The organism is Thetidibacter halocola (assembly GCF_018224955.1).
Classification (GTDB): Bacteria; Pseudomonadota; Alphaproteobacteria; order Rhodobacterales; family Rhodobacteraceae; genus Thetidibacter; species Thetidibacter halocola.
The window spans coordinates 181,793-201,919 of record NZ_JAGTUU010000010.1; the positions used below are offsets into that span (position 1 = coordinate 181,793).

General features: G+C 65.9%; 19 protein-coding genes and 1 tRNA gene. 8 read left to right on the forward strand and 12 right to left on the reverse strand.

Features of this window, described 5'->3' with window-relative positions:
* Positions 1–18: 18 nt before the first annotated feature.
* From KB874_RS21360 to KB874_RS21380, 5 genes are read right to left on the reverse strand one after another with little or no spacing between them, the layout of a single operon-like run.
* The gene (locus KB874_RS21360; protein ID WP_212538591.1) at positions 19–816 is read right to left on the reverse strand and encodes an efflux RND transporter periplasmic adaptor subunit; all 798 of its coding nucleotides are present in this window, start codon (positions 814–816) and stop codon (positions 19–21) included.
* Positions 813–2,798, reverse strand: a complete 1,986-nt coding sequence (locus KB874_RS21365) for a preprotein translocase subunit SecA (protein WP_212538592.1) — start codon at positions 2,796–2,798, stop codon at positions 813–815. Before KB874_RS21365 ends, KB874_RS21360 begins: the two co-directional genes overlap by 4 nt.
* Positions 2,799–2,809: 11 nt before the next feature.
* Entirely contained in the window at positions 2,810–3,589 is a 780-nt protein-coding gene (locus KB874_RS21370; protein WP_212538593.1) for a SapC family protein, read from the reverse strand.
* A 43-nt stretch (positions 3,590–3,632) separates the two neighbouring features.
* The gene (locus KB874_RS21375) at positions 3,633–5,801 is read right to left on the reverse strand and encodes a peptidase M50 (RefSeq protein ID WP_249200715.1); all 2,169 of its coding nucleotides are present in this window, start codon (positions 5,799–5,801) and stop codon (positions 3,633–3,635) included.
* On the reverse strand, positions 5,798–7,666 hold the full coding sequence (locus KB874_RS21380; RefSeq protein ID WP_212538595.1) for a GAF domain-containing protein: 1,869 nt from the start codon (positions 7,664–7,666) through the stop codon (positions 5,798–5,800). Before KB874_RS21380 ends, KB874_RS21375 begins: the two co-directional genes overlap by 4 nt.
* Positions 7,667–8,075: 409 nt before the next feature.
* Between KB874_RS21380 and KB874_RS21385 the strand changes: the two genes are divergently transcribed.
* From KB874_RS21385 to KB874_RS21395, 3 genes are all read left to right on the forward strand, one after another.
* Complete coding sequence (locus KB874_RS21385) at positions 8,076–8,987, forward strand: sugar ABC transporter substrate-binding protein (RefSeq protein WP_212538596.1); 912 nt, start codon at positions 8,076–8,078, stop codon at positions 8,985–8,987.
* 77 nt (positions 8,988–9,064) lie between these two features.
* Positions 9,065–10,177: an ABC transporter permease gene (locus KB874_RS21390; RefSeq protein WP_212538597.1), complete on the forward strand. Its 1,113-nt coding sequence runs from the start codon at positions 9,065–9,067 to the stop codon at positions 10,175–10,177.
* A 3-nt stretch (positions 10,178–10,180) separates the two neighbouring features.
* Positions 10,181–10,963 carry an ATP-binding cassette domain-containing protein gene (locus tag KB874_RS21395; protein ID WP_212538598.1) on the forward strand — a complete coding sequence of 261 codons (783 nt, stop codon included), beginning with the start codon at positions 10,181–10,183 and terminating at the stop codon, positions 10,961–10,963.
* A 44-nt stretch (positions 10,964–11,007) separates the two neighbouring features.
* On the opposite strand, the gene KB874_RS21400 is transcribed toward KB874_RS21395, so the two are convergent.
* A complete protein-coding gene (locus tag KB874_RS21400; RefSeq protein ID WP_212538599.1) occupies positions 11,008–11,436 on the reverse strand; it encodes an MmcB family DNA repair protein in 429 nt (142 codons plus the stop codon).
* Between the two features lie 110 nt (positions 11,437–11,546).
* On the opposite strand from KB874_RS21400, the gene KB874_RS21405 reads away from it, so the two are divergent.
* Positions 11,547–12,842 (forward strand): AAA family ATPase, encoded by a 1,296-nt coding sequence (locus KB874_RS21405; protein WP_212538600.1) that lies wholly within the window; start codon positions 11,547–11,549, stop codon positions 12,840–12,842.
* The gene (locus KB874_RS21410; protein ID WP_212538601.1) at positions 12,839–13,570 is read left to right on the forward strand and encodes a COG3904 family protein; all 732 of its coding nucleotides are present in this window, start codon (positions 12,839–12,841) and stop codon (positions 13,568–13,570) included. The genes KB874_RS21405 and KB874_RS21410 overlap by 4 nt, the downstream gene beginning before the upstream one ends.
* 619 nt (positions 13,571–14,189) lie before the next feature.
* On the opposite strand, the gene KB874_RS21415 is transcribed toward KB874_RS21410, so the two are convergent.
* From KB874_RS21415 to rlmB, 6 genes are all read right to left on the reverse strand, one after another.
* Positions 14,190–14,510, reverse strand: coding sequence for a hypothetical protein (locus KB874_RS21415; protein ID WP_212538602.1), 321 nt, complete (start codon positions 14,508–14,510; stop codon positions 14,190–14,192).
* A gap of 85 nt (positions 14,511–14,595) precedes the next feature.
* A complete protein-coding gene (gene nusB / locus KB874_RS21420; protein WP_428849255.1) occupies positions 14,596–15,081 on the reverse strand; it encodes a transcription antitermination factor NusB in 486 nt (161 codons plus the stop codon).
* Positions 15,081–15,623: a 6,7-dimethyl-8-ribityllumazine synthase gene (locus tag KB874_RS21425; protein WP_212538604.1), complete on the reverse strand. Its 543-nt coding sequence runs from the start codon at positions 15,621–15,623 to the stop codon at positions 15,081–15,083. Before KB874_RS21425 ends, nusB begins: the two co-directional genes overlap by 1 nt.
* A complete protein-coding gene (ribB, locus tag KB874_RS21430) occupies positions 15,623–16,750 on the reverse strand; it encodes a 3,4-dihydroxy-2-butanone-4-phosphate synthase (RefSeq protein ID WP_212538605.1) in 1,128 nt (375 codons plus the stop codon). The genes KB874_RS21425 and ribB overlap by 1 nt, the downstream gene beginning before the upstream one ends.
* An 86-nt stretch (positions 16,751–16,836) precedes the next feature.
* Positions 16,837–17,160, reverse strand: a complete 324-nt coding sequence (locus KB874_RS21435; protein WP_212538606.1) for a hypothetical protein — start codon at positions 17,158–17,160, stop codon at positions 16,837–16,839.
* Between the two features lie 44 nt (positions 17,161–17,204).
* Positions 17,205–17,987, reverse strand: a complete 783-nt coding sequence (rlmB, locus tag KB874_RS21440; RefSeq protein WP_212538607.1) for a 23S rRNA (guanosine(2251)-2'-O)-methyltransferase RlmB — start codon at positions 17,985–17,987, stop codon at positions 17,205–17,207.
* 127 nt (positions 17,988–18,114) lie between these two features.
* On the opposite strand from rlmB, the gene KB874_RS21445 reads away from it, so the two are divergent.
* The 3 genes from KB874_RS21445 to KB874_RS21455 all read left to right on the forward strand — a co-directional run bounded on the left by KB874_RS21445 (position 18,115) and on the right by KB874_RS21455 (position 19,943).
* Positions 18,115–18,198: transfer RNA gene (locus KB874_RS21445), tRNA-Tyr, on the forward strand.
* A gap of 100 nt (positions 18,199–18,298) precedes the next feature.
* Positions 18,299–19,537, forward strand: coding sequence for a site-specific integrase (locus KB874_RS21450; RefSeq protein ID WP_212538608.1), 1,239 nt, complete (start codon positions 18,299–18,301; stop codon positions 19,535–19,537).
* Between the two features lie 70 nt (positions 19,538–19,607).
* Positions 19,608–19,943: an H-NS histone family protein gene (locus KB874_RS21455; protein WP_212538609.1), complete on the forward strand. Its 336-nt coding sequence runs from the start codon at positions 19,608–19,610 to the stop codon at positions 19,941–19,943.
* Positions 19,944–20,127: the final 184 nt, after the last annotated feature.

Below are 20,127 nucleotides of genomic sequence, written 5' to 3' on the forward strand. Positions count from 1 at the left end.
AAATCCGAGGCCAGCCCGTCAGCTGCCGCCAATGTCCAGCGTGCAGCGATGGCCCGCGGGCAGGCTGCGTTCGGGGTTGGGCAGTTCCAGCACAACGACGAAAGTCGCGCTGGCCGCGTCGAAGACCGGGTCGATCGCAACGATCCGCGCCTCGTAGGCGCCTGCGATGGGCTCTGCCGGGCGGACCGTGCCGCTCTGGCCGACATTCAGCTTTCCGAACAGGGAAACGGGCACGAAGGCCTCGACCCGCAGAGGATCGAGCTGGACGATTTCCACGATGTGATCGTCGGCATCGACGTATTCGCCAGCGCCCATGACGCGGGCGCGGACGATCCCGTCCACCGGGCTGAGGATCGTCCGCTGGCCCAGCGCGATCTTGGCGCGGGCCAGTTCCTTGAGCGCCAGGTCGCGGTTCAGTTCGGCCTGAAGCAGCAGGCTCTGCGCCGCGATCAGTTCGGTTTCCACCTGGTCGAGCGTTTCCTGCGTGGCGATGCCGCGATCCTGCAACTGCACGATGCGGTCGTGCCGCTTGCGGATCATCTCGACCTGCTGGGCCTGCGCGTCGATCACCGCAGTCGAGTTCGCCCGGATGGCCAGCAGGTCGACGGTGCTTTCCTCGATCTCGGAGGACAGCCGCGCGATCAGCTGACCCTCCGTCACGACATCGCCGCGTTCGACCAGCACCTCGTCCAGAAGACCGGCCACGGGGCTGGCCAGTTCGACCGTCTCGAACGGGTCCATGAGGCAATCATAGCCCTGCGCAAAGACAGGCGGGGCGGCCAGCAGTAGGGAAAGGACAAGGGCGGGGCGCATCATTCGACACCTCCGGTAAAGGACAAAAGCTTGTTCAGGCGGCGGTCCTGGCGGACCAGGTCGCGGCGGGCGCGGGCATGGCTGCGCTCGGCCCGGCGCTGGGCACGATCGAACAGCCGCAAGCGCGGCCCGAGCCCCAGCAGGGGAAGCCGCGCAAGCGCCTTGAGCACGGGCGCATCCAGCACCTTGAGCAGGTGATCGTCCAGCGACAGCAGCACCGAGACGCTGCCCGGCTCGCCCCGCCGCCCGGCGCGGCCCGCCAGCTGGCGGTCGATCCGGCCGGCGTCGTGCCGTTCGGTCAGGATGACATGCAGGCCGCCCGCCGCCACGACCTCGGGGGCAAGGGCGATGTCGACGCCACGCCCCGCCATGTTCGTCGCCACCGTGATGCGGCGGGGCTGGCCGGCCTCGGCGATGACCTCGGCGGCCTCGAAATCGTTCTCGGCGTTCAGCACCCGATGCTCCAGCCCGGCCCGCGTCAGCGCCTCGGACACGGTCAGCGAGGCGGCGACCGAGCGCGTGCCGATCAGCACGGCGCGACCGCGGGCGATCTCGGCCGCGGCGGTATCGGCCACCGCCTGCCAGCGGGCATCGGCCCGCACAAAGACACGCGGGCGCCGGAACCGCAGGCGCGAGCGTTTGCGCGGCGGGATGCGTTCGGTCACGAGGCAATAGACGGCCCGCAATTCGCCCGCCACTTCGCGTGCCGTGCCCGTCATTCCGGACAGGTGCACGTAACGGCGATAGAGCCGCTGGTAGGTCATCCGCGCCACGGCGAGGTTCTGGCCGGTGACGGCGACGCCCTCGCGCGCCTCGACCAGCTGGTGCAGACCGTCCGACCAGGACCGGTCCGGTTGCAGGTGGCCGGTGTACTCGTCGACGATCTGAACCTTGCCCTCGCGCACCAGGTATTGGTCGCCCCTGCGGAAGATGTGCAGCACGCTCAGCGCCTGAGTCACCACCTCTTCGCGGCGGATGGCGCTTTGCCAGATGCCGTCGTCGCCGACGACCAGGGTGCCGATGCGCCTGCGCCCCGCCTCGGTCAGGGTGACGCGCCGCTCGTCGCTGATGACCTTGTAATCGCGCCCCTTTTCCAACCGCCCCGCCAAGTCGAGCGCGCGACCGGCCCATGCGGCCTCTTCCTCGGGGTCGGTCATGCGCGAGATGATGAGCGGGGTGCGCGCCTCGTCCACCAGAACGCTGTCGGCCTCGTCGACGATGGCGAAATGCAGCCCCCGCATCACCGGTTCCGACGTGGCGCCAGGATCGCTGGCAATACGGCGCAGGCGCTGACGCACGCCGCGCGGGCCCTCGCCGCCAAAGCCGATCCGGTCGCGCAGGTAGTCGAAGGCCATCTCGGAATTCGAGCCATAGACGATGTCGGCGCGATAGGCCTCGCGCCGGTCGTCCGGCTTCATGTCGGGCAGGATCACGCCCGTGCGCAGGCCAAGCCGGCGATAGACCGGTTCCAGCGTGGCCGCGTCGCGCTCGGCCAGGTAGGTGTTGACGGTGATCACATGCACCGGCACCCCGGCCATCGCGGCAGTCGCGGCGGCAAGGCCCGCGGTGATCGTCTTGCCCTCGCCGGTGTCCATCTCGATCAGGCGGCCGCGCAGCATGGCCAGCGCGCCGCGCACCTGCACCCGATACTGCCGCATTCCCAACTCGCGAAAGCTGGCCTCGCGGGCCAGCGCCACGCCGGGAACAAAGCTGCGGCGGCAAAGCCCCGCGCGGCGCACCTGCTGGCGCAGCCGCAACGCCTCGGCGTCGAAGGCGGCGTCATCCAGCAAGGCCAGCCGGCGCGACGCCCGTTCGATCCGCCACAGCAACGCGCGGTCCCCCAGTGGCCCGGCCAGACGCGCCGCGCCGTTGGCCAGCGCGCCAAGCACGGCGGCCCCGGTTTCGTCCAGCCAGCCCGGGTCGTGGTCCGCCCGCTCGGGATAGAAGCGGACGGACGGGGCCGGAAAGTCGGGGGCCGCGGTCACGCGCCCGCCCCTCAGGCGTCTTCAGTGGCGGGTTGCGGCGGCGATTCGGGCGCGGTGCCGCCGTCCAGGTCGCCGCCGAAGGTGTTCAGCATGGTCTGGAAATGCCGCATCGAGAAGAGATGCAGGAAGGTGCATTCCAGCTCATCCGTGTCGAACATCTGCCGCAGCTCTGCGTCAGGGATCGCCTTGAGCGCGTCCCGGTCCACCGCCATGAAGCCCGATAGCGACCGCTGTGCGCCGCCCGGCAGGCTGAACTGCGCCTGCATCGGCTTGAGCAGGTCGAGCTTCTTCAGCCGGTCGCAATAGGCCTCGGTGCGGCGGAACTGGCCCTGGTATTCCTGCAGGAAGCGCAGGATGTTCTGCAGGTAGACGGTGCGGTTGCCGTCGGCGTCGAACAGCCGCTCGCCGCGTCCGTCGCGGTTGCAGCCGGCATAGCTTTCGTCGATGTTCAGGATGAAGTTCTTGCCCTCCCGGTCGGTCGAAAAGACGAAGGGATAGCGCCGCACGAAGGCCGGCACATAGGCACCCGCGCGCCACTTGCCGTCCTCGGCCACGAACAGGTTCTGGTTCTCGGTGACGCCCAGGATCACGGCGGGCATGACCCGGTCCTTTGTCCCGGCAAAGACGATCGGGTAATGACCGGCGGCGGCGGCGAACTCGATCGCGGTCAGTGGCACCGAGTTGACCTTGCGGGCAAAACCGAAGGTGCCGTCGCCCCGAACCGAGAGGGTGCCATGCGCCTTGGCCGTCACCGGCTGGGCGTTCTCGTAGATCAGCAGTTGCGTCGCCATCGTGGTCTTCCTTCCCTTTGTGGTTGCCATTTCCGGTTTCCGGTCAGGCAGAATTATCCTTGGATACGAAGTACTTGAGGAACACGCGGGTGCCCGCTCGCCAGATACGTCCGGCCAGCGGAGCGGGGTCGTGGGCAAAGCGCACATGCACCCGCGCGCCATAGACCGGAACCGCGACACCGTCCTGCAACCTCAGGTCAAGCTGATAGACCGGGTCGAAGCTTTGCAGCCGCTCCATCGGTTGCGACGGGTCCAGCACCTGCTCGCCACCGCCCTGCGTGGCCAGCGCCAGCGAGGGCAGCGTCCGGCTGAGTCCCGGCGCCGCCCGGACCAGTTGCGCGGGATGCACCGTGTCCGCATCATAGGCAAAACGGATTTCGGTCGTGCGGGTCTCGTTGCGGACAAGGCTCGACTGATCCTCGGAGACGACGACGCGGATCGTGGGATCGGAGAAATCCTCGACCACGGCCAGCATGTCGCCACGCCGGGCAAAGCTGTCGCGCAGGTCCTGGCCCTTGGGCAGGATCACCCGGCCCGAGGTCGCCGCCAGCAGGGTCTGCCCGGCGATGCGGTCTTCGGTCAGGGCGAGGTCGCCCTTCGCCGCGGCCAGTTCCTCTTCGAGGATGCGCAGGGCGATCTGGTCGAAGGGCGTCTCGGCGGCCATGCGCCGCTGGATCTCGGCGATGCGGGCAGCCAGCACCACGCGCCGCGCCTCGGTCAGCGGATCCTCGATCCGCAGCAGGGCCGCGCCAGCCTGAACCTCTGACCCGGTCTCGACGAAGACCTCGCTGACCTTGCCTTCCCAGGTGGCGTTGGCAAAGGCCTCGGGGCGCGGGATGACGATGCCCTCGGCCATGGTGTTGTGCGGCACCGGCACGAACAGCAGCACGGCCAGGACCGCCGCGACCAACCCGCCCGTCACCGCAAAGGCGCGGCCCCGGTGACGACGCAGCACCGGCGCGGTGAACAGCCACCAGACGCCCTTGAGCAGCGGCAGGATCAGCATCAGGAACAGCGCCCAGACCGCCAGCACCACGCCGATCACGAAGAACCGCGTCGCCACCAACCCCAGGATCGCCAGCATGATGAACAGCCGGTAGACATAGGCCGCGACTGCGTATGTCACGAACCAGAAGGGTTCGTGCGGGGCGGTCACGGGATTCTCGACCCAGTCCATGCCAAAGGCGCGGCGCTGCACCAGGTAGCCAAGATAGCGGTTGGCCCGCTGGCCCAGGTTCGGGATTTCCAGCAGGTCGCACAGCACGTAATAGCCATCGAAACGCAACAGCGGGTTGCCGTTGAACAGCAGCGTCGAGACGCCGCCGATCAGCATGACGTTGAAGGCGAAGGCGCGGACGATCCCTTCTTCGGCGCCGACCCAGACGATCATCGCGATGGCGGCGAGAAAGACCTCGGTCAGGATGCCGGCCGCACCGACCAGCGCCCGCCGCCACTTGTCCGGAAAGGCGATGCTGTCGGAGGCGTCGACATAAGGAACGGGCATGAAGACCAGGAACATGACGCCGATCTCGTGCACCGCGCCGCCCCAACGCTTGATGAAATAGGCGTGGCCCAGTTCGTGAAACGCCTTGATGACCGGATAGGCGACCAGCAGCAGCATCAGGTTGTCCCGCGTCAGCGTCCGGTCCAGCAAGTTTTCCGTCAGCGGGCCCCAGTGCGACACGGCAAGAAATCCGCCATAGGCCACGACCAGGACGAACATCAGAACGCCGAACCACGACAGCAAGGGCCGCACCAGCGGCATCGTCGCCGCCAGGAAATCGTCCGGGTCGAACAGTGGCAGGCGCAGCGCCAGCGGATTCAGCACGCTGCGGACCAGGGTCTGGCGCGCCCGCTGGCGGCCACGGTCCGAGATTTCCACGATGTCTGACGGCACGTCGCCGGCCAGCACGTCGGCGGAATAGAGCTGCCCCACGAGGCGCACGAGTTCGTCCTGCGTGACGGCGTCGATCTCCATCGAGGCGACGGCCTCGGTCCAGATCTGTTCCATCGTGCGGTGGCCGTCCATCATCGCGATCAGCCGGTAGGTTTCCGGCGTGAAGCGGTGGAACCGCCCGGAGGCGCGGTCCTGGAGCACGAACCAGACCTTGCCACGGTAAAGATGGCGGTGGATTCGCACATGGGCGCGCAGGCGCGGCCGCATTTCCGAGACGCGATACCAGGACGCGCTGCTCCAGCTGCGGGTCTTCATGGCTGCCATCGCCAAGCGGTCAGGCGCAGCCAGTCGACCATGTCGTGGAACACGACCCAGGCCATCCGCCGTTCGCCGATCTCGGTACGCGAGACGCCCTCCATGCCGGGCCGGGCGCGGCCGGTCTTGCCTGTCAGCGCGGCCTCGACCAGGAAGAAGTTGCGCCCCTCGGCCTGCCGTGCCAGCGGCGTGATCCGGGTCACGCGGTAGGTATAGGGCGTCTCGGGAAAGGCCGACAGGCGCAGCGACCCCTCCTGTCCGGGGGTGATCTCGGCGATGTCGCGTTCGTCGATCTCGAGCATGACGCGGAAGCCGTCAAGCGGCGCGATGCGGAACAGGGTCTGCCCGCGCTCCAGCGCGCCGCCGACCTGCTGGCTGAGATCGCCCTCGACCACGTAGCCGGAGAAAGGCGCGCGGATGCGTGTGCGGGCCAGCTGTTCCTCGACGAGGCGCAGTTGCGCGTCGGTCTGTTCCAGCTGGGCGCGGATGATGCTGGCCTCAGCCACCTCGCGCTGGGCGATGGCGCGGTCCAGTTCGCGCGTGCGTTGCTGCCGCGCGGTCGCCAGCCGCAACTGTTCCAGCGTGAGGTCCTTTTCATCGAGGACGGCAAGGATGTCGCCCTCCGTGACCAGATCGCCCGCGCGGGCGCTTTGCGAGGCGAGATAGCCGTTGAAGGGCGCGATCACGCTGCGCTGCACCTCGCCCTCCAGCCGGGCCGGGGCCGAGACGGCGTATTGCGCGGGCGTATACCACAGCCAGGCGGCCAACGCGGCGACGGCCAGCGTCGCCAGCTTGGCCGCGAAATGCCGCGGCCCGACCAGCGCCGCCAGCCCACGGCGCAGGCTGACGCCGATCTTGACCGGAAGCCATCGGCTGTCCTTGCGCCGGTCCTCGACAATCGGCCCGGCGATGGCGGCGACGGCGTCCAGCACCTCGACATCGAGCGGGGTAAAGGGACGGTCGGCCCGGCGCTCGGCCGTCAGCGCGCCGATGATCTCGTCACCCGCCATCAGCGGGATGCTGAGCACCGATCCCACCCCGTGCGAGGCGGCAAGGTCCGCCGCCGCGCGGCTGACGCGGAAATCCCAGTTCTCGGGCGCGGGCCACAGGATCACCGCCTCCTGGTCCACCGCCTCGTCCATGGCCAGGCCCACCTCGCGGATCAGGCTGGCGCGGCGGCCAAAGCTGGCGGCCGAGGACACCGCCTGCACCCGCACCCGACCGCCACGCCGCAGCCCGAGGCTGACCGTCTCGCAATCCATCCGCCGGGCCAGTTCGGTGACCAGCGCGTTCGCCGCGTCACGCAGCCGGTCGTGTTCCAGCAGGCAGGCCAGCATGTCGAAGGATACGGTCACGCGTTCGCGCAGTTCGCCGTCCTTTTCCTCCTGCTCGCGGCGCAGCAGCAACTCGATCCAGGCCGCACCCCAGTGCAGGCGCCGGAACAGCGCCGGCGTGGGCGGGGCCGAGGCCGGCGCACTGACCGCGACCGCGCCGAACAGCCCGCCGAAGACGATCAGCGGAAAGGCCAGCACCCGCCGCTCGGTGCCCTCGCCGAAGACGACGCTCTGGCGGTCGGACACCGCCTGCGCCGCGGCCTCGGCCAGGTCGGGGGCGGCCTCGGTCCCTGCGGGCCAGCGCGCAGCGGCGGCGAAAGGCCCGGCATCGGGCGTCTCTCCGGTCACCAGAAGGGCGGTGGCCATGCCGTCGACCTGCCGCGCGACCAGGCCCAGCCAGGAGTCCAGAAAGGCGGTAATCGTTTCCGCCTGCTGGAAGCGGACCCACAGCGATTGGTCGAGGATGGCATAGGATACCTGAGAGGCGTCTTCAGCCCCTGATGAAACCGCTTCACCGCGTCTTTCAATCATGGCAACCTCTCCTTCATGGCAGGAGGCGCGAACCTGAAAGCACTTGCACGATAGACTTGTCAGCAAAGCCCAGACGATCGGGCCAAACAGGTCGACCTGTCAACGATTCTGGGAAATCCGGTCGGCCCGCAGACCCTTGCCCCGATTCTGGAACGGGTATGCAAGACGCCTTCCAGAGCCGGATGTTGCGCCACGCACGGGTCCAAGAGACCGCCCAGACCGGCGCCGCGAGAGGGAAAAACGCAACTCCGCCCGCCCGCCATGACGAAAAACCATCATTTTCGCCATCGCTCCATCTTTTCATTTCTTTCCTGAAAGCAGGCAATCATGAAAGAAGCTTGCCAAACAGTCGCGCATACAGTTTGACTCCCCCCTGTTACCGCCAACAGCTCTCTGGGAGGAGAACCAAATGAAAAGAGCTTTGACGCTGGCAGCAGGTCTTGCCATGCTCGCAGGCTCCGCTTTTGCGGAGCGCTATGTCGTCATCACTCACAGCCAGGGCACCGACCCGTTCTGGCCGGTGGTCGAGAAAGGCGCCAAGGACGCCGGCGCTGCCGTGGGCGCGGATATCGAATACAACTTCGACCCTTCCGGCGACATGGCCGGCATGGCGAAGCTGATCGAATCCGCCGCCGCGACCCAGCCTGACGGCATCATCGTCTCGCTGCCCGACGCCGACGCGCTGGGCGGGGCAATCAAGGCCGCGTCCGATGCCGGCATTCCCGTCATCACCATCAACTCGGGCCTCGAGGCGTCCAAGGGCGTTGGTGCGCTGATGCATGTCGGCCAGCCGGAATACGACGCGGGCAAGGCCGCCGGCGAACGCGCCAAGGCCGAAGGCGTGACCAAGGGCCTCTGCCTGAACCAGGAAGCGTTCAACACCGCCCTGGTCGACCGTTGCACCGGGTATTTCGACGCGTTCGGCGTGCCCCTGAACCAGATCGACGTGTCGAACGACGTGACGCAGATCAAGACCCGCACCGCCGCCGCGCTTCAGGCCGATCCCGAGATCGACGGGATCCTCGCCGTCGGCCCGCATGTCTGCGAAGCCGGTAACGAGGCCATCAAGGAAGTGGGCGCCGACGTGCACCTGGCCTGCTTCGACATGAGCCCCGGCGTGATCAACATGATCAAGGCGGGCGACGCGGCCTTCACCATCGACCAGCAGCAGTATCTCCAGGGCTATATCCCGGTCATCACGCTGCACCTCTACAACAGCTATGCTGGCATGCTGCCGGGCGCGAACATTCCGTCGGGCCCGGGCTTTGTCGATGCCTCGAACGCCGAGTCGGTCGAGGCGCAGGCGGGCGTCAACCGCTGACCAGCGGCACATGAACGGGGGGTCGGCCAAGACGGGGCCGGCCCTTTATTCTAGCAAAGCGACAGGGAGGGACAGGTATGAGCGGACGATCCGAATCCGATCGCCTGAAGCAGGAAAGCTTGCTGATGCGGCTGGTCCGCCGGCCCGAGGCCGGCGCGTTCTTTGTCATGGTGGTCGTGATCGTTCTGGTCACCATCGCCTCGAACGGAAATGCCATCAATCCGTTGGGAATTAAAAACAACCTCGCCATCATCGCGCAGTTTGGCATCATCGCCACGGGCGCGGCGCTGTTGATGATCGCGGGCGAATTCGACCTGTCCATCGGCTCGATGATCGGCTTTGCGGGCATGTCGATGGCGATGATGCTGAAATGGGGCCTGCCCTTTGGCCTCGGTGAGGCGACGCCCGCCTCGGCCTTCTTCATCACGCTGGCGATGACGCTGTCCCTCGGCTGGCTGATCGGCACCATCGTGGTGCGGTCGGGCCTGTCCAGCTTCATCGTCACGCTGGCCTTCCTCTTCGGACTGCGCGGCACGACAGAGGTGGCATTCCGCCTGATCAACCAGTCGACACAGATTTCCGGCCTGCCGGATTTCAAGCAGGAATACTTCTTCGCCCGCATCTTCGGCGGCGAGAGTTTCGGCTGGTTCTACGACCTGTGGTTCGCGCTGGGCGGCAACCTGAACCGTCGCGACGAACAATGGGTGACGGGCCTCGATGTCCGCGTTGTCTGGTGGATCCTGATCGTCCTGCTGGCCTATATCGTGCTGAACCGCACGCAGATGGGCAACTGGATCTTCGCCACCGGCGACAACAAGGAAAGCGCCCGCGCGAACGGCGTGCCGGTGAACAAGGTCAAGATCGGCCTGTTCATGTTCACCGCCTTCTGCGCCACGATCTTTGCCGCCTGCCAGGTCTTCGACACCAACACCGCCGACGCCGCCAAGGGCAACCTCAAGGAACTCGAGGCCATCGCCATCGCGGTCGTAGGCGGCACGCTGATGACGGGGGGCTTCGGTTCGGTCATCGGGGTGGTGTTCGGCGCCGTCACATTCGGGCTCGTGGCCAACGCGGTGTTCTACATCCCGTGGATCGACGGGTCGTGGTATCGTGTCTTCGTCGGCGTGGTGCTTCTGGCCGCCGTCTTTGCCAACGAACGCATCCGCAAGCGCATCACCGGGGGGATCTGAGCCATGGCCAAGCAACCGTATCTCAAGGTCGAGAGCATCGTGAAGAAGTTCGGCCCGTTCACGGCGCTGAACGGGGTCAGCCTGGATGTCTACCCGGGAGAGGTGCACGCGCTGCTGGGCGACAACGGCGCGGGCAAGTCGACGCTGATCAAGGTCCTGTCGGGCGTTCACGCCCCGACCTCGGGGCAGATCCATATCGAGGGCAAGCCGGTCAACTTCCGCTCGCCCCGCGACGCGTCGAACGCAGGCATCGGCACGGTCTACCAGGACCTCGCCGTGAACCCGCTGATGAGCGTCACGCGCAACTTCTTCATGGGCCGGGAACTGACGTCGGGGCCGCGCCCCTTCGGCCTGCTCAAGATGGACGAGATGGACCGCATCACCCATGACGAGATGCTGAAGATCGGGATCGATATCTCCGATCCGCAGCAGGCGGTGGGCACCATGTCGGGCGGCCAGCGGCAGACGCTGGCCATTGCGCGGGCGATCTATTTCGGCGCCAAGGTGCTGATCCTGGACGAACCCACCTCGGCCCTGGGTCAGAAGCAGCAGATGGAAGTGCTGAAGACGATGATGCGCGTCCGCGCCCGCGGCGACATCGCGATCATCTTCATCACCCACAACGAGATCCACTCCAAGCTGGTCGCCGACCGCTTCACCTTCCTCGCGCTGGGGCAGGTGATCGGTGCGGGCACCCACAAGGAACTCGAGGGCGAGGATATCCGCCGCCTGATGGCCGGCGGCGCCGAGATCAAGGATCTGGAACGGGACCTGGCCGAACTCTAGGCCGCCCTGCGTGCCGCCGGTGCATTGGCGCCGGCGGCCGTCCCTCAGCCCAGCCGCGCCTCGGGGTCGCGCAACCCGTGCAGACGCCGCGCCGCGTGCAAGGCGAACTTGCGGATCACCGCGTTGCGCCGCGCGCCCGCCAGTTTCACCTCCGGCCCCATGCGCAGGATTTCCGCGTCATAGGCATCGGCCACGATCAGCCCGGTCTCGTCGGGCAAGAGCGCGGTCGGGAAATCCTGATCCACAGCCCAGAAATAGCGGTCGCACCATTCCAGATATCCCGGCCACTTGCCATCCGAGCGGAAATCGGCGCGGCTCGACTTGCACTCGACCACCCAAAGCGCACCCTTGGGCCCCAGCGCCATGACATCGACCCGCTTGCCGCGTTCGGGCACGAATTCCTCGACCACGGCGAACCCATGCGCCGCCAGGTGGCGGCAAACGCCACGCGCCAGAAGCTGACCGGGTTGCATCTCGTCTCGCATAGACCAAATTGTGAACGAAACGTAAACAAAGCGCAAGCCACCTTCTCGGCGCTGGGTTCAGCCCCTACCTTGGACCAAGTGACAAAGGACGCGCATCCATGACCGACTCCCACCTGACCCGGGCCGAAGCCCGCGGTGTTCGCGCCGCCCGCGAACTCGAAGCCCATGTGCACTGGCTGGAAACCTTCTCCGGCACGGCGCTGGGCGTTCTCGCGGTGGCCTCGGGCATCTACACCTATCTGGGTGTCTCCTCGCTTCTGGATGAAAATGGCGCCATGTCGGTGTTTGCCGCCATCGCCTATTCGGTCGCCGTGTCGGTGGGCATTTTCGTCTTCTGGTCCTACATGATGCGGCTGTTTCCCGCCGTGCGCACCGCCCGCGCCCGCACCGGGCTGCTGGCGGCGATGGGGCTGGGCAGCCTCGCCATCGTTGCCATGTCGTCGTGGCTGAACGCCGCCGCGCTGGCTGGCTCGGCGGCGGTGGAACAGCACCTGGCCGAGACCGTGCAACGCTACCAGACCAGCCTGGAACGCGCCCACGAGGTCGCGCTGTCGGGCCAGGCGCTGGAACGCGACGTGGCCCGCGTCCGCCAGAGCTTCGAGGATCTCGCCGCGCAGGAAGCCGAGGGCGGCCTGTCGGGCCTGGCGGGCCGGGGCGCGGTGTTCCGCGTGCTGCGGCAGAAATCCGAGGAGCTGACGGCGCTCGAATCCCAGATCGCAACCCAGACCCCGCTGGTCGAACAGGCCTTTGCCGAGGGCAACGCCATCCTGTCGCGGATGCGCGCGCTGACGGTCGAGCCCGGCAATGTCGAGGCCCGCTCGGTCGAGTTCTCCGAGGCCGCCGTCCGCCTCCAGGGCCTTATCACCCGGCTGCGGCAACTCTCGGTCGGCACGCTGGTCGAACGCGCCGCGCAAGACCTGTCTGCCTCGGTCGTGCTGCCGGAACTCGATGCCAGCACCGAGGAAAGCCGCGCCAACCAGTCCATCACCATCGACTCGGTGCTGGCGGTGCTGGCCACCCGCGCCACCACGCTGGAACGCGCCGCCCAGGCGGTGCAGGACATGGCCCCGGCCCCCGAGGTCAATTACACGCCGCTCTCCTCCGCCGACGCGGTCATCCTCTATGCCCGCAACTTCGTGCCCAGTTGGGCCGGTGCCATCGCCATCGACCTGCTGCCCGGCGTGCTGGTCTTCATCCTCGCCGTGACGCAATCCGCCATCCGCCAGGGCCGCGAGGGTGCGGGCGTCGAGGATACGCTGACCCTGGCCGAGCTGCGCGCCGCGATGGCCGCCTTCGATGAGATCGAGCGCGCCCGCCCGATGCAGCCGAAACCGCCCGAGTCGCCACAGGCCGACGCGGCCTCGGTCACTGGCTTCAAGGGCAAGTCCGCATGAAGGCCGGCAGCATCGCCCGGGTCATGGCCGCGGTGCTGATCTTCCAGCTGGGGATCGGCGCATTCCTCGTCATCGCCGACATCAACCTTGCGGCCCCGCGCCTGCCCTTCTCGGCACCGGACGCGCCGCGCCTGACAGAACCGGTGCGCCCCGGCGACCAGCGCCGCCTCTACACGCCAGAGCGCGACCGTCCCGCCGTCCAGCCCCTGCGTGACGCCGGAGAGTTGCCCGACCGCCTGACCCTGACGCAGGAAGACGGCCAATGGCGGCTGGAGGGGACGATCGCCCCCGGCGATGCCGGACGCATCATTACGCAGATCGGCGGACAGGCCCCCGAGACCCTGATCCTGCAATCCCCCGGCGGCGCGGTGCACGAGGCGCTGATCCTTGGCCGCTTCCTGCGCGACCGCGGCATCGGCACGACCGTCCTGGCGGGCGAGATCTGCCTGTCGGCCTGCCCCTACATCCTCGCCGGCGGCACGCCCCGCCAGATCGACTCCGACGCCGCCATTGGTGTGCACCAGCATAGTTTCGGCGAAAACACCTTCCTGCCTGCCTTCCTCGCCGTGGAGGACATCCAGCGCGGCCAGGGCGAGGTGATGGTCTATCTCGACGACATGGGTATCGACCCGATGGTCATGTCCCACGCCCTCTCCACCCCCGCCGACGAGATCTATATCCTTCTGCCGGAGGAACTGCGCCGCTACGGCTTTCTCCCCGAGGGCTGACACCGGTTTTCTTGGACCGAAAAATTCCTTGGGGGTCTCATGGCACGGGAGCCCCCCCCGCCCGAAAAAGAAACCCCGACGCCCCCTTGCCGCGCCCCCGCCACAGGCATATCTCCACCGCAGGCGGGTTCTGCCCTTCTCGTAAGACGGGTACATTCCGGTGGCCTTAAGCAAATCCGAGGGAGCTGGCTCTGGTCTGGCCGTGGCCTGACTACCTGGCGCCCACCTGTATGAACAGGTCCTCGGGAATGCGTTCACCCATACGGTTGTCTGGTGGTTCCCGCCGCCCATTCCCCCGGAATCGCGATCATCCGAAATCGGCGCGGATAGACTCGTGTCACGCGGGCACATTCCTCGGCCAGAACTGGGCCCCGGACAGGATGACCCCGAAATGCGCTAGAGCAGGATAGCCGTAAAGCGTCCAGCCGCAGTATGCCTCACCATTTGCCACAGCTGGATATAGTGCAGCCACAAGAGCGGCCCAACGAAGACCGCCGGCACGACGAACCCGATGCAGCCTTGATGGATGTCGAGGCGGATCAATCGGGGCATGGCGCGGCCGCGCGGAAACTGGCCCCGTTTCAGGGAGCATCCCGCGGCATTGCGTCCAGCGCCCGGATCAGCGGCGGCGCAGCGCGTCCCTCGGCACTCCGGCCTCGGCCGCCGCCGGCGCGGGCACCAGCGGCAGCGCATCACGCTTGCCGCCTGAACCGTCCTCGTCCCGCCCCATCCGCATGATCGCGATGCCGAACTGCACGCCGGCAAAGACGATCCCGTTAAACAGCCACAGCAGGAAGACCGCCAGCGGCCCCGCATCGTTGTTGATGACAAGCGACCACAGCCGCGCCACGTCGAACCACAGCAGCGCCGCGACGAAGATTGCCGACAGGCCGAAGCCCACCATCACCTGGACGATGTAGAGACGGATCAACCTGGGCATGGCGCAACTCCTGACATTCCATGCAGGAAATATGACGTTGACCCCGCGATGCAAGGGGTTGGGCAGGTTGAACCCCGCCGCCGCGTCAGAACGCCTCGGGTTTCGCCTCGCGCGCCATGTGATCGAGCACCGCGTTGACGAAGGAGGCCTCCTTGCCTTCAGGAAAGAAGGCGCGGGCCACGTCGCAGAATTCCACGATCACCACCTTGGGCGGCGTATCCATCGCCACCAGTTCGGCGCCGGCGGCACGGAACAGCGCGCGCAGCACCGGATCGATGCGCGCGATCGGCCATTTCTCGACCAGCGCGCGGTCGGTCATCTGGTCGATCCTTGCCTGCCAGCTGACCGCCTGCTCCATCACGGCCGAGAAATGGTCGATATCGCCATCGACCATCGCCTCGCCCTCGTCGATCTCGGCGCCGAAACGGTGGTCGAGGAATTCCCGCCGCACCTTGTCCAGCGGCTGGCCCGAGGCCTCCATCTGGAACAGTGCCTGCACGGCGTATAGCCGTGCCGCGCTTTTCATCTGGCGGGCCTTGAGCGTCGCCGCGCTGGGTTCACGCTTGCGCATCATGCGGTATCCGTCTTGCTGGCCACGCGGTATTCGTCACGCGCGGGGACAAAGCCGACGCCCTTGCGGCCGCCGCCCCATCTGCGCGACAGCGCCACCAGGTGCAGCGCGGCCGCCGCGGCACCACCGCCCTTGTTCTGGCCGGTCATCTCGGCCCGCACCCGCGCCTGTTCATGGTTTTCCACTGTCAGGATGCCGTTACCGATGCACAGCCCCTGGAGCCCCAGCAGCGTCAGCCCGCGCGAACTGTCGTTGCAGACCGTCTCGTAATGCGTGGTCTCGCCCCGGATCACGCAACCAAGCGCCACGTAGCCGTCGTAATTGCTCATCCGCCCGGCGATGCCGATCGCGGTGGGCACCTCAAGCGCGCCCGGCACCTCGACGATCTCCCAGGTGCCGCCACAGGCCTCGATCTCGTCCTTGGCGCCGGCCACCAGTTGGTCGGCGATGTCCTTGTAATAGGGTGCGACCACGATCAGGATCTTCACCGGCTTGTCGAACTGCGCATGTGCCAGCGTGTAGTGTTCGGTGTTCGATGCCATCAGCCAAGCTCCGATATCTTGCGGGTTCCGACGATCTCGAGCCCGTAGGCGTCGAGACCGACCACCTTGGGCGTGGGAGAGTTGGTCAGCAGGACAAGCCGCGACAGGCCCAGCGAGGACAGGATCTGCGCCCCAAGCCCATATTGCCGCAGCGTCTTGGGCGAAACCTCGTCATGCACGTCCAGCTTCATCGACGTGTCGCGCAACAGAACGACCACGCCACGCCCCTCGGCGGCCACCGCCTGCATCGCGTGCTGGAATTCATGCGCGCGGCCCTTTGGGCCGGTGCCGACGATGTCCAGCATCGGGTCCAGCGCATGCATCCGCACCAGTACCGGCTCGGGGCCGGACACGTCGCCCTTGACCAGCGCGATATGCTCGTCGCCATGGGTCTGGTCGGTGTAGATCCGCATCGTCCAGTCGCCGCCGAACTCGCTGCGGATCGTCTCTTCCTTGCGGACGCGCACCAGGTTGTCGTTGCGGCGGCGATAGGCGATCAGGTCGCTGATCGTGCCGATCTTGAGACCATGACGCTGGGCGAAACCCACCAACTCGGGCAGGCGCGCCATCGTGCCGTCCTCGTTCATGATCTCGCAGATCACGCCGGCGGGGTTCAGCCCAGCCAGCCGCGCCACGTCGACCGCGGCCTCGGTGTGACCGGCGCGCACCAGCACGCCGCCATCCCGAGCCCGCAGCGGGAACACGTGCCCCGGCGTCGCGATGTCCTGCGCGCCCTTGCCCGAGTCGATCGCCACCTGGATCGTGCGCGCCCGGTCGGCCGCCGAAATGCCGGTGGTCACACCTTCGCGCGCCTCGATCGAGACGGTAAACGCCGTCTCGTGCCGCGAGGAATTGTTGGTCGACATCAATTGCAGGCCCAACGCGTCGATCCGGCGGGACGTCATCGCCAGGCAGATCAACCCGCGCCCGTAGAGCGCCATGAAGTTCACCGCGTCCGGCGTCGCCCATTGCGCGGGAATCACCAGGTCGCCCTCGTTCTCACGGTCCTCGTGGTCGACCAGGACGAACATCCGACCGTTGCGCGCGTCCTCGATGATCTCCTCGACCGAAGAGATCGCGTCGCGCCAGTTTTCCTCGACCGGGCCGGGGGTCTCGAAATCCGTCATGGGGCCTCCTTCGCTTGCGTCGCAGATACGCCAAGCCCCGCGCGAAGGCCAGAGGCTTCCCGCGTTGCGCCGCAAGGGCATGGGCGTCAGTCGAACAGGTCCTCGATGGCGTCGAAGGCTTCGTCGAAAAAGCGCGCGGCCAGTCCCTTGCGCTTCTTTTTCTTCTTCACCTTGCGGCCCTCGGGGCTCGCCATCCAGGGCGCCATCGCTGCTTCGGGCCCGCCGGGCCGGGGGCCGCGGCCCGGTTTCGGGCGGTGCGGCGCATGGTCGACCGCCTCGGTCTTCAGCATCTTGAGGTCGTGCAGCGGCGCGCCGCAACTGGCGCAGGCCAGTTCATGCCGCCCCCGGTCGAGGATCAGCGCGGCGCGGGTGCCACAATAGCTGCATGTGGCGATCTTGGGCTGGGGCATGGGTCTCTCCTGTCTGGGGCAGGTAGGCACCCGGCCCGCCCGGGTCAACGTGGCAGGCTGGCGTAAAGCGCGACCGCCGCCGCGTTGGACACGTTCAGCGACCCGAACCCGCCGGCGAAGGGGATGCGCACCAGCGCGTCCACCGTCTCGCGCGTCTTTTTGCGCAGGCCCGGCCCCTCGGCCCCCAGCACCAGCGCCACCGCGTGGTCGCGGCGGCCCTCCAGCGCCTGTTCGACGGTGTGCTCGGCCTCGCCGTCGAGACCCAGCACCAGGACCCCCATCTCCTGCAGGTCACGGATCGCCTCGGCGAGATTCGTCACACGCAGATACGGCTGGCGTTCCAGCGCGCCCGAGGCGGTCTTGGCCAGCGCGCCGGTTTCGGGCGCGGAATGGTGGCGGGTGCCGATCACCGCCCGCGCGCCGAAGACCTCGGCCGAGCGCAGGATCGCGCCCACGTTATGCGGATCGCTGACCCGGTCCAGCAGGACGAGCCGCGCGGGGCCCGTGCCCTCGGCCATCGCCACATCCTCGAGCGAGCCCCAATCCAGCGGCCTGACCTCCAGCGCGGCGCCCTGGTGCACCGATTGCGGATCGAGGGGGGCGGCGAACTTGCGCGGATCGCTGATCTCCGGGGTCATGCCGCTGGTGGCGACGGCATCGGCCAGCTTGTCGGCGGCGTTGGGCGTCAGGACCAGGCGCACGCGGTCGCGCCGGGGATTGAGCAGCGCATCGCGCACCGCGTGCAGGCCGAACAGCCAGACGGTCTCGCTGGCCGCGGCCTTTTTCGCCTGTTCCTTCTCGACCACCCATTTCGGTTTCATCGCCATGCCGCATCCCCCGTTCCGATGCCCGGTTGCTTGCCCGCACGACCGCCCGCATGCAAGGGAATTTCCTGTTGACGCCGGTTTCGGGCGGCGGTAATCCCGCGCTCACGCCGGGTCTATCCGGTCCGGTGGGCGACAGGCCGCAAGGTGTGGCAGGGGACTGTAACTCCCTCGCGGAGACGCACGCCTGGTTCGATTCCAGGGTCGCCCACCACTCAACCACCTGAAAACAAACGGTTTTCTCAACGCTGGTTGACTTTCCCAAACCATGTTCGAAACCTTTACACAGTTTTACACTTCGGAAGAGGTCCGGTGTGACTGTTACGAGCAAAGAATCTTACACAGACTTGCGTCGTCTGAAGCGCGGTCTGAGCATCTTCAAACGCGGGCGTTCGCCGTTCTGGTATGCCCGTGCCTACGATACGAAGACGAAAAAGTATCACTTCCGATCAACCGAGGAGACGTCTCGCGTCAAGGCGGAACAAGAGGCGTGGGAGTTTCTAACTGAGTTGAAATCTGGTGCCATCGCGCAGCCAGAACTCAAGAAAGAACATTCGTTCGAACACTATGCCAAGATGTTGTATGACCAAGCGGTCTTGGAAGGTAAGGCAAACACGATCAAAGATCGGAACAAGATCCTTCACCGTCCAGAAGACGGTCTGGTTGCATATTTCGGCAACTGGGACGTTCGAGCGATCAACACAGGCCACTTTCGCGAATATCTCATTCATCTAGACAAACGACGGGACAAACCTCTCGCGAACGGCACCAAACAGAAGCAAATCTTGATGGCGCGTCAGGTGCTGCACTTGGCGATGGAAGACGGTTTGATAACGTCTGTGCCCGCCGTGCCGAAACTCGAACTCAAAGACAAACCGCGACCTTCGTTCTCGGACGCCGAATACAAGAAGTTTATCACGACGATCAAACAACAAGGACGAGATAGAGAGACCGCAGAAGGCACGGTGGTTACACCTGAGTTTGTGCGCATGTTACAGTTTATGGTTCATACGTTTCTGCGACCGACTGAATCGGAACTCTATGGGTTGCGGCACAAGAACGTGGAACTACACGAGACGCCGAACAATCACTTGCGACTGTATATCAAAGGTAAGACTGGGGCGCGTGTCGCGGTGTCGATGCCGTTGGCGGTCGTTCTCTACACCTCACAACAACTGTTGTATCCTGACGCATCATCGGAAGATTTCGTGTTCTTTCCGCAGATCAAAGACAGATCGAATTTGGTCAAACGAACGGGCCATGTGTTCAATCACACCGCAGAGACATGTGGCTTAAAGTTGGATCAGTATGGTCAGCCTAGAACCCCCTACTCGTTCAGACACTACGCACTCCAAGCGCGTCTTCGTTCGTCTAAAGGTCTGGTAAACATACACAGTCTGGCAAAGAACGCGGGAACGTCTGTGGCGATGTTGCAGCGGTTCTATCTCAAGAACATGGAACTTTCGGACGACCTGATTGAGAACTTACAGATACATTCGATGGACGAGTATCGAACGAAGAAAAGAGAAAAAAGCGAAGAAGACGAAGAATGACGGCTCTTTTGTGGTTGCTTAATGGGCCAGACTTTTTACATTCGGTCTCACAGAAACAATGGAGACTGAAATGGCAAAGATCGATCTGAGCAAACTGAACATGGATGAACTTGGCGCACTCGCAAACGATGTTCAAAAACGCATGACGGAACTCAAAGAGGAAAAGCGCGCCGAGGCGATGAAGCGTATTCACGAACTCGCTAAGGAAGCGGGACTTACGGTCGACGAACTCGTTGGCACCGTTTCGACGACGAAGAAGCGCCGCGACACCGGCACAAAGAGCGCGCCGAAATACATCGATCCGAACGATCCCATGAACACTTGGACGGGCAAGGGACGCGCGCCGAACTGGTTCAAAGAGGCGTTGGAAGCAGGCAAGACAAAGGAAGAACTGTTGATTGCCTGAGACGCGACAACCTAAGGTATCTGACCCCGCTTCGGCGGGTTTTTTTTTGGCCTATCGGTCGTGCTCTGACCCCCGATAACTCCTCCATCTGATGCTAGAGTCTGGCCCACGAAGAGGACCGGACCATGAAGAGATTGAAGTTCACTGAGGAACAGATCATCGGCATCCTACGGGAGCAGGAAGC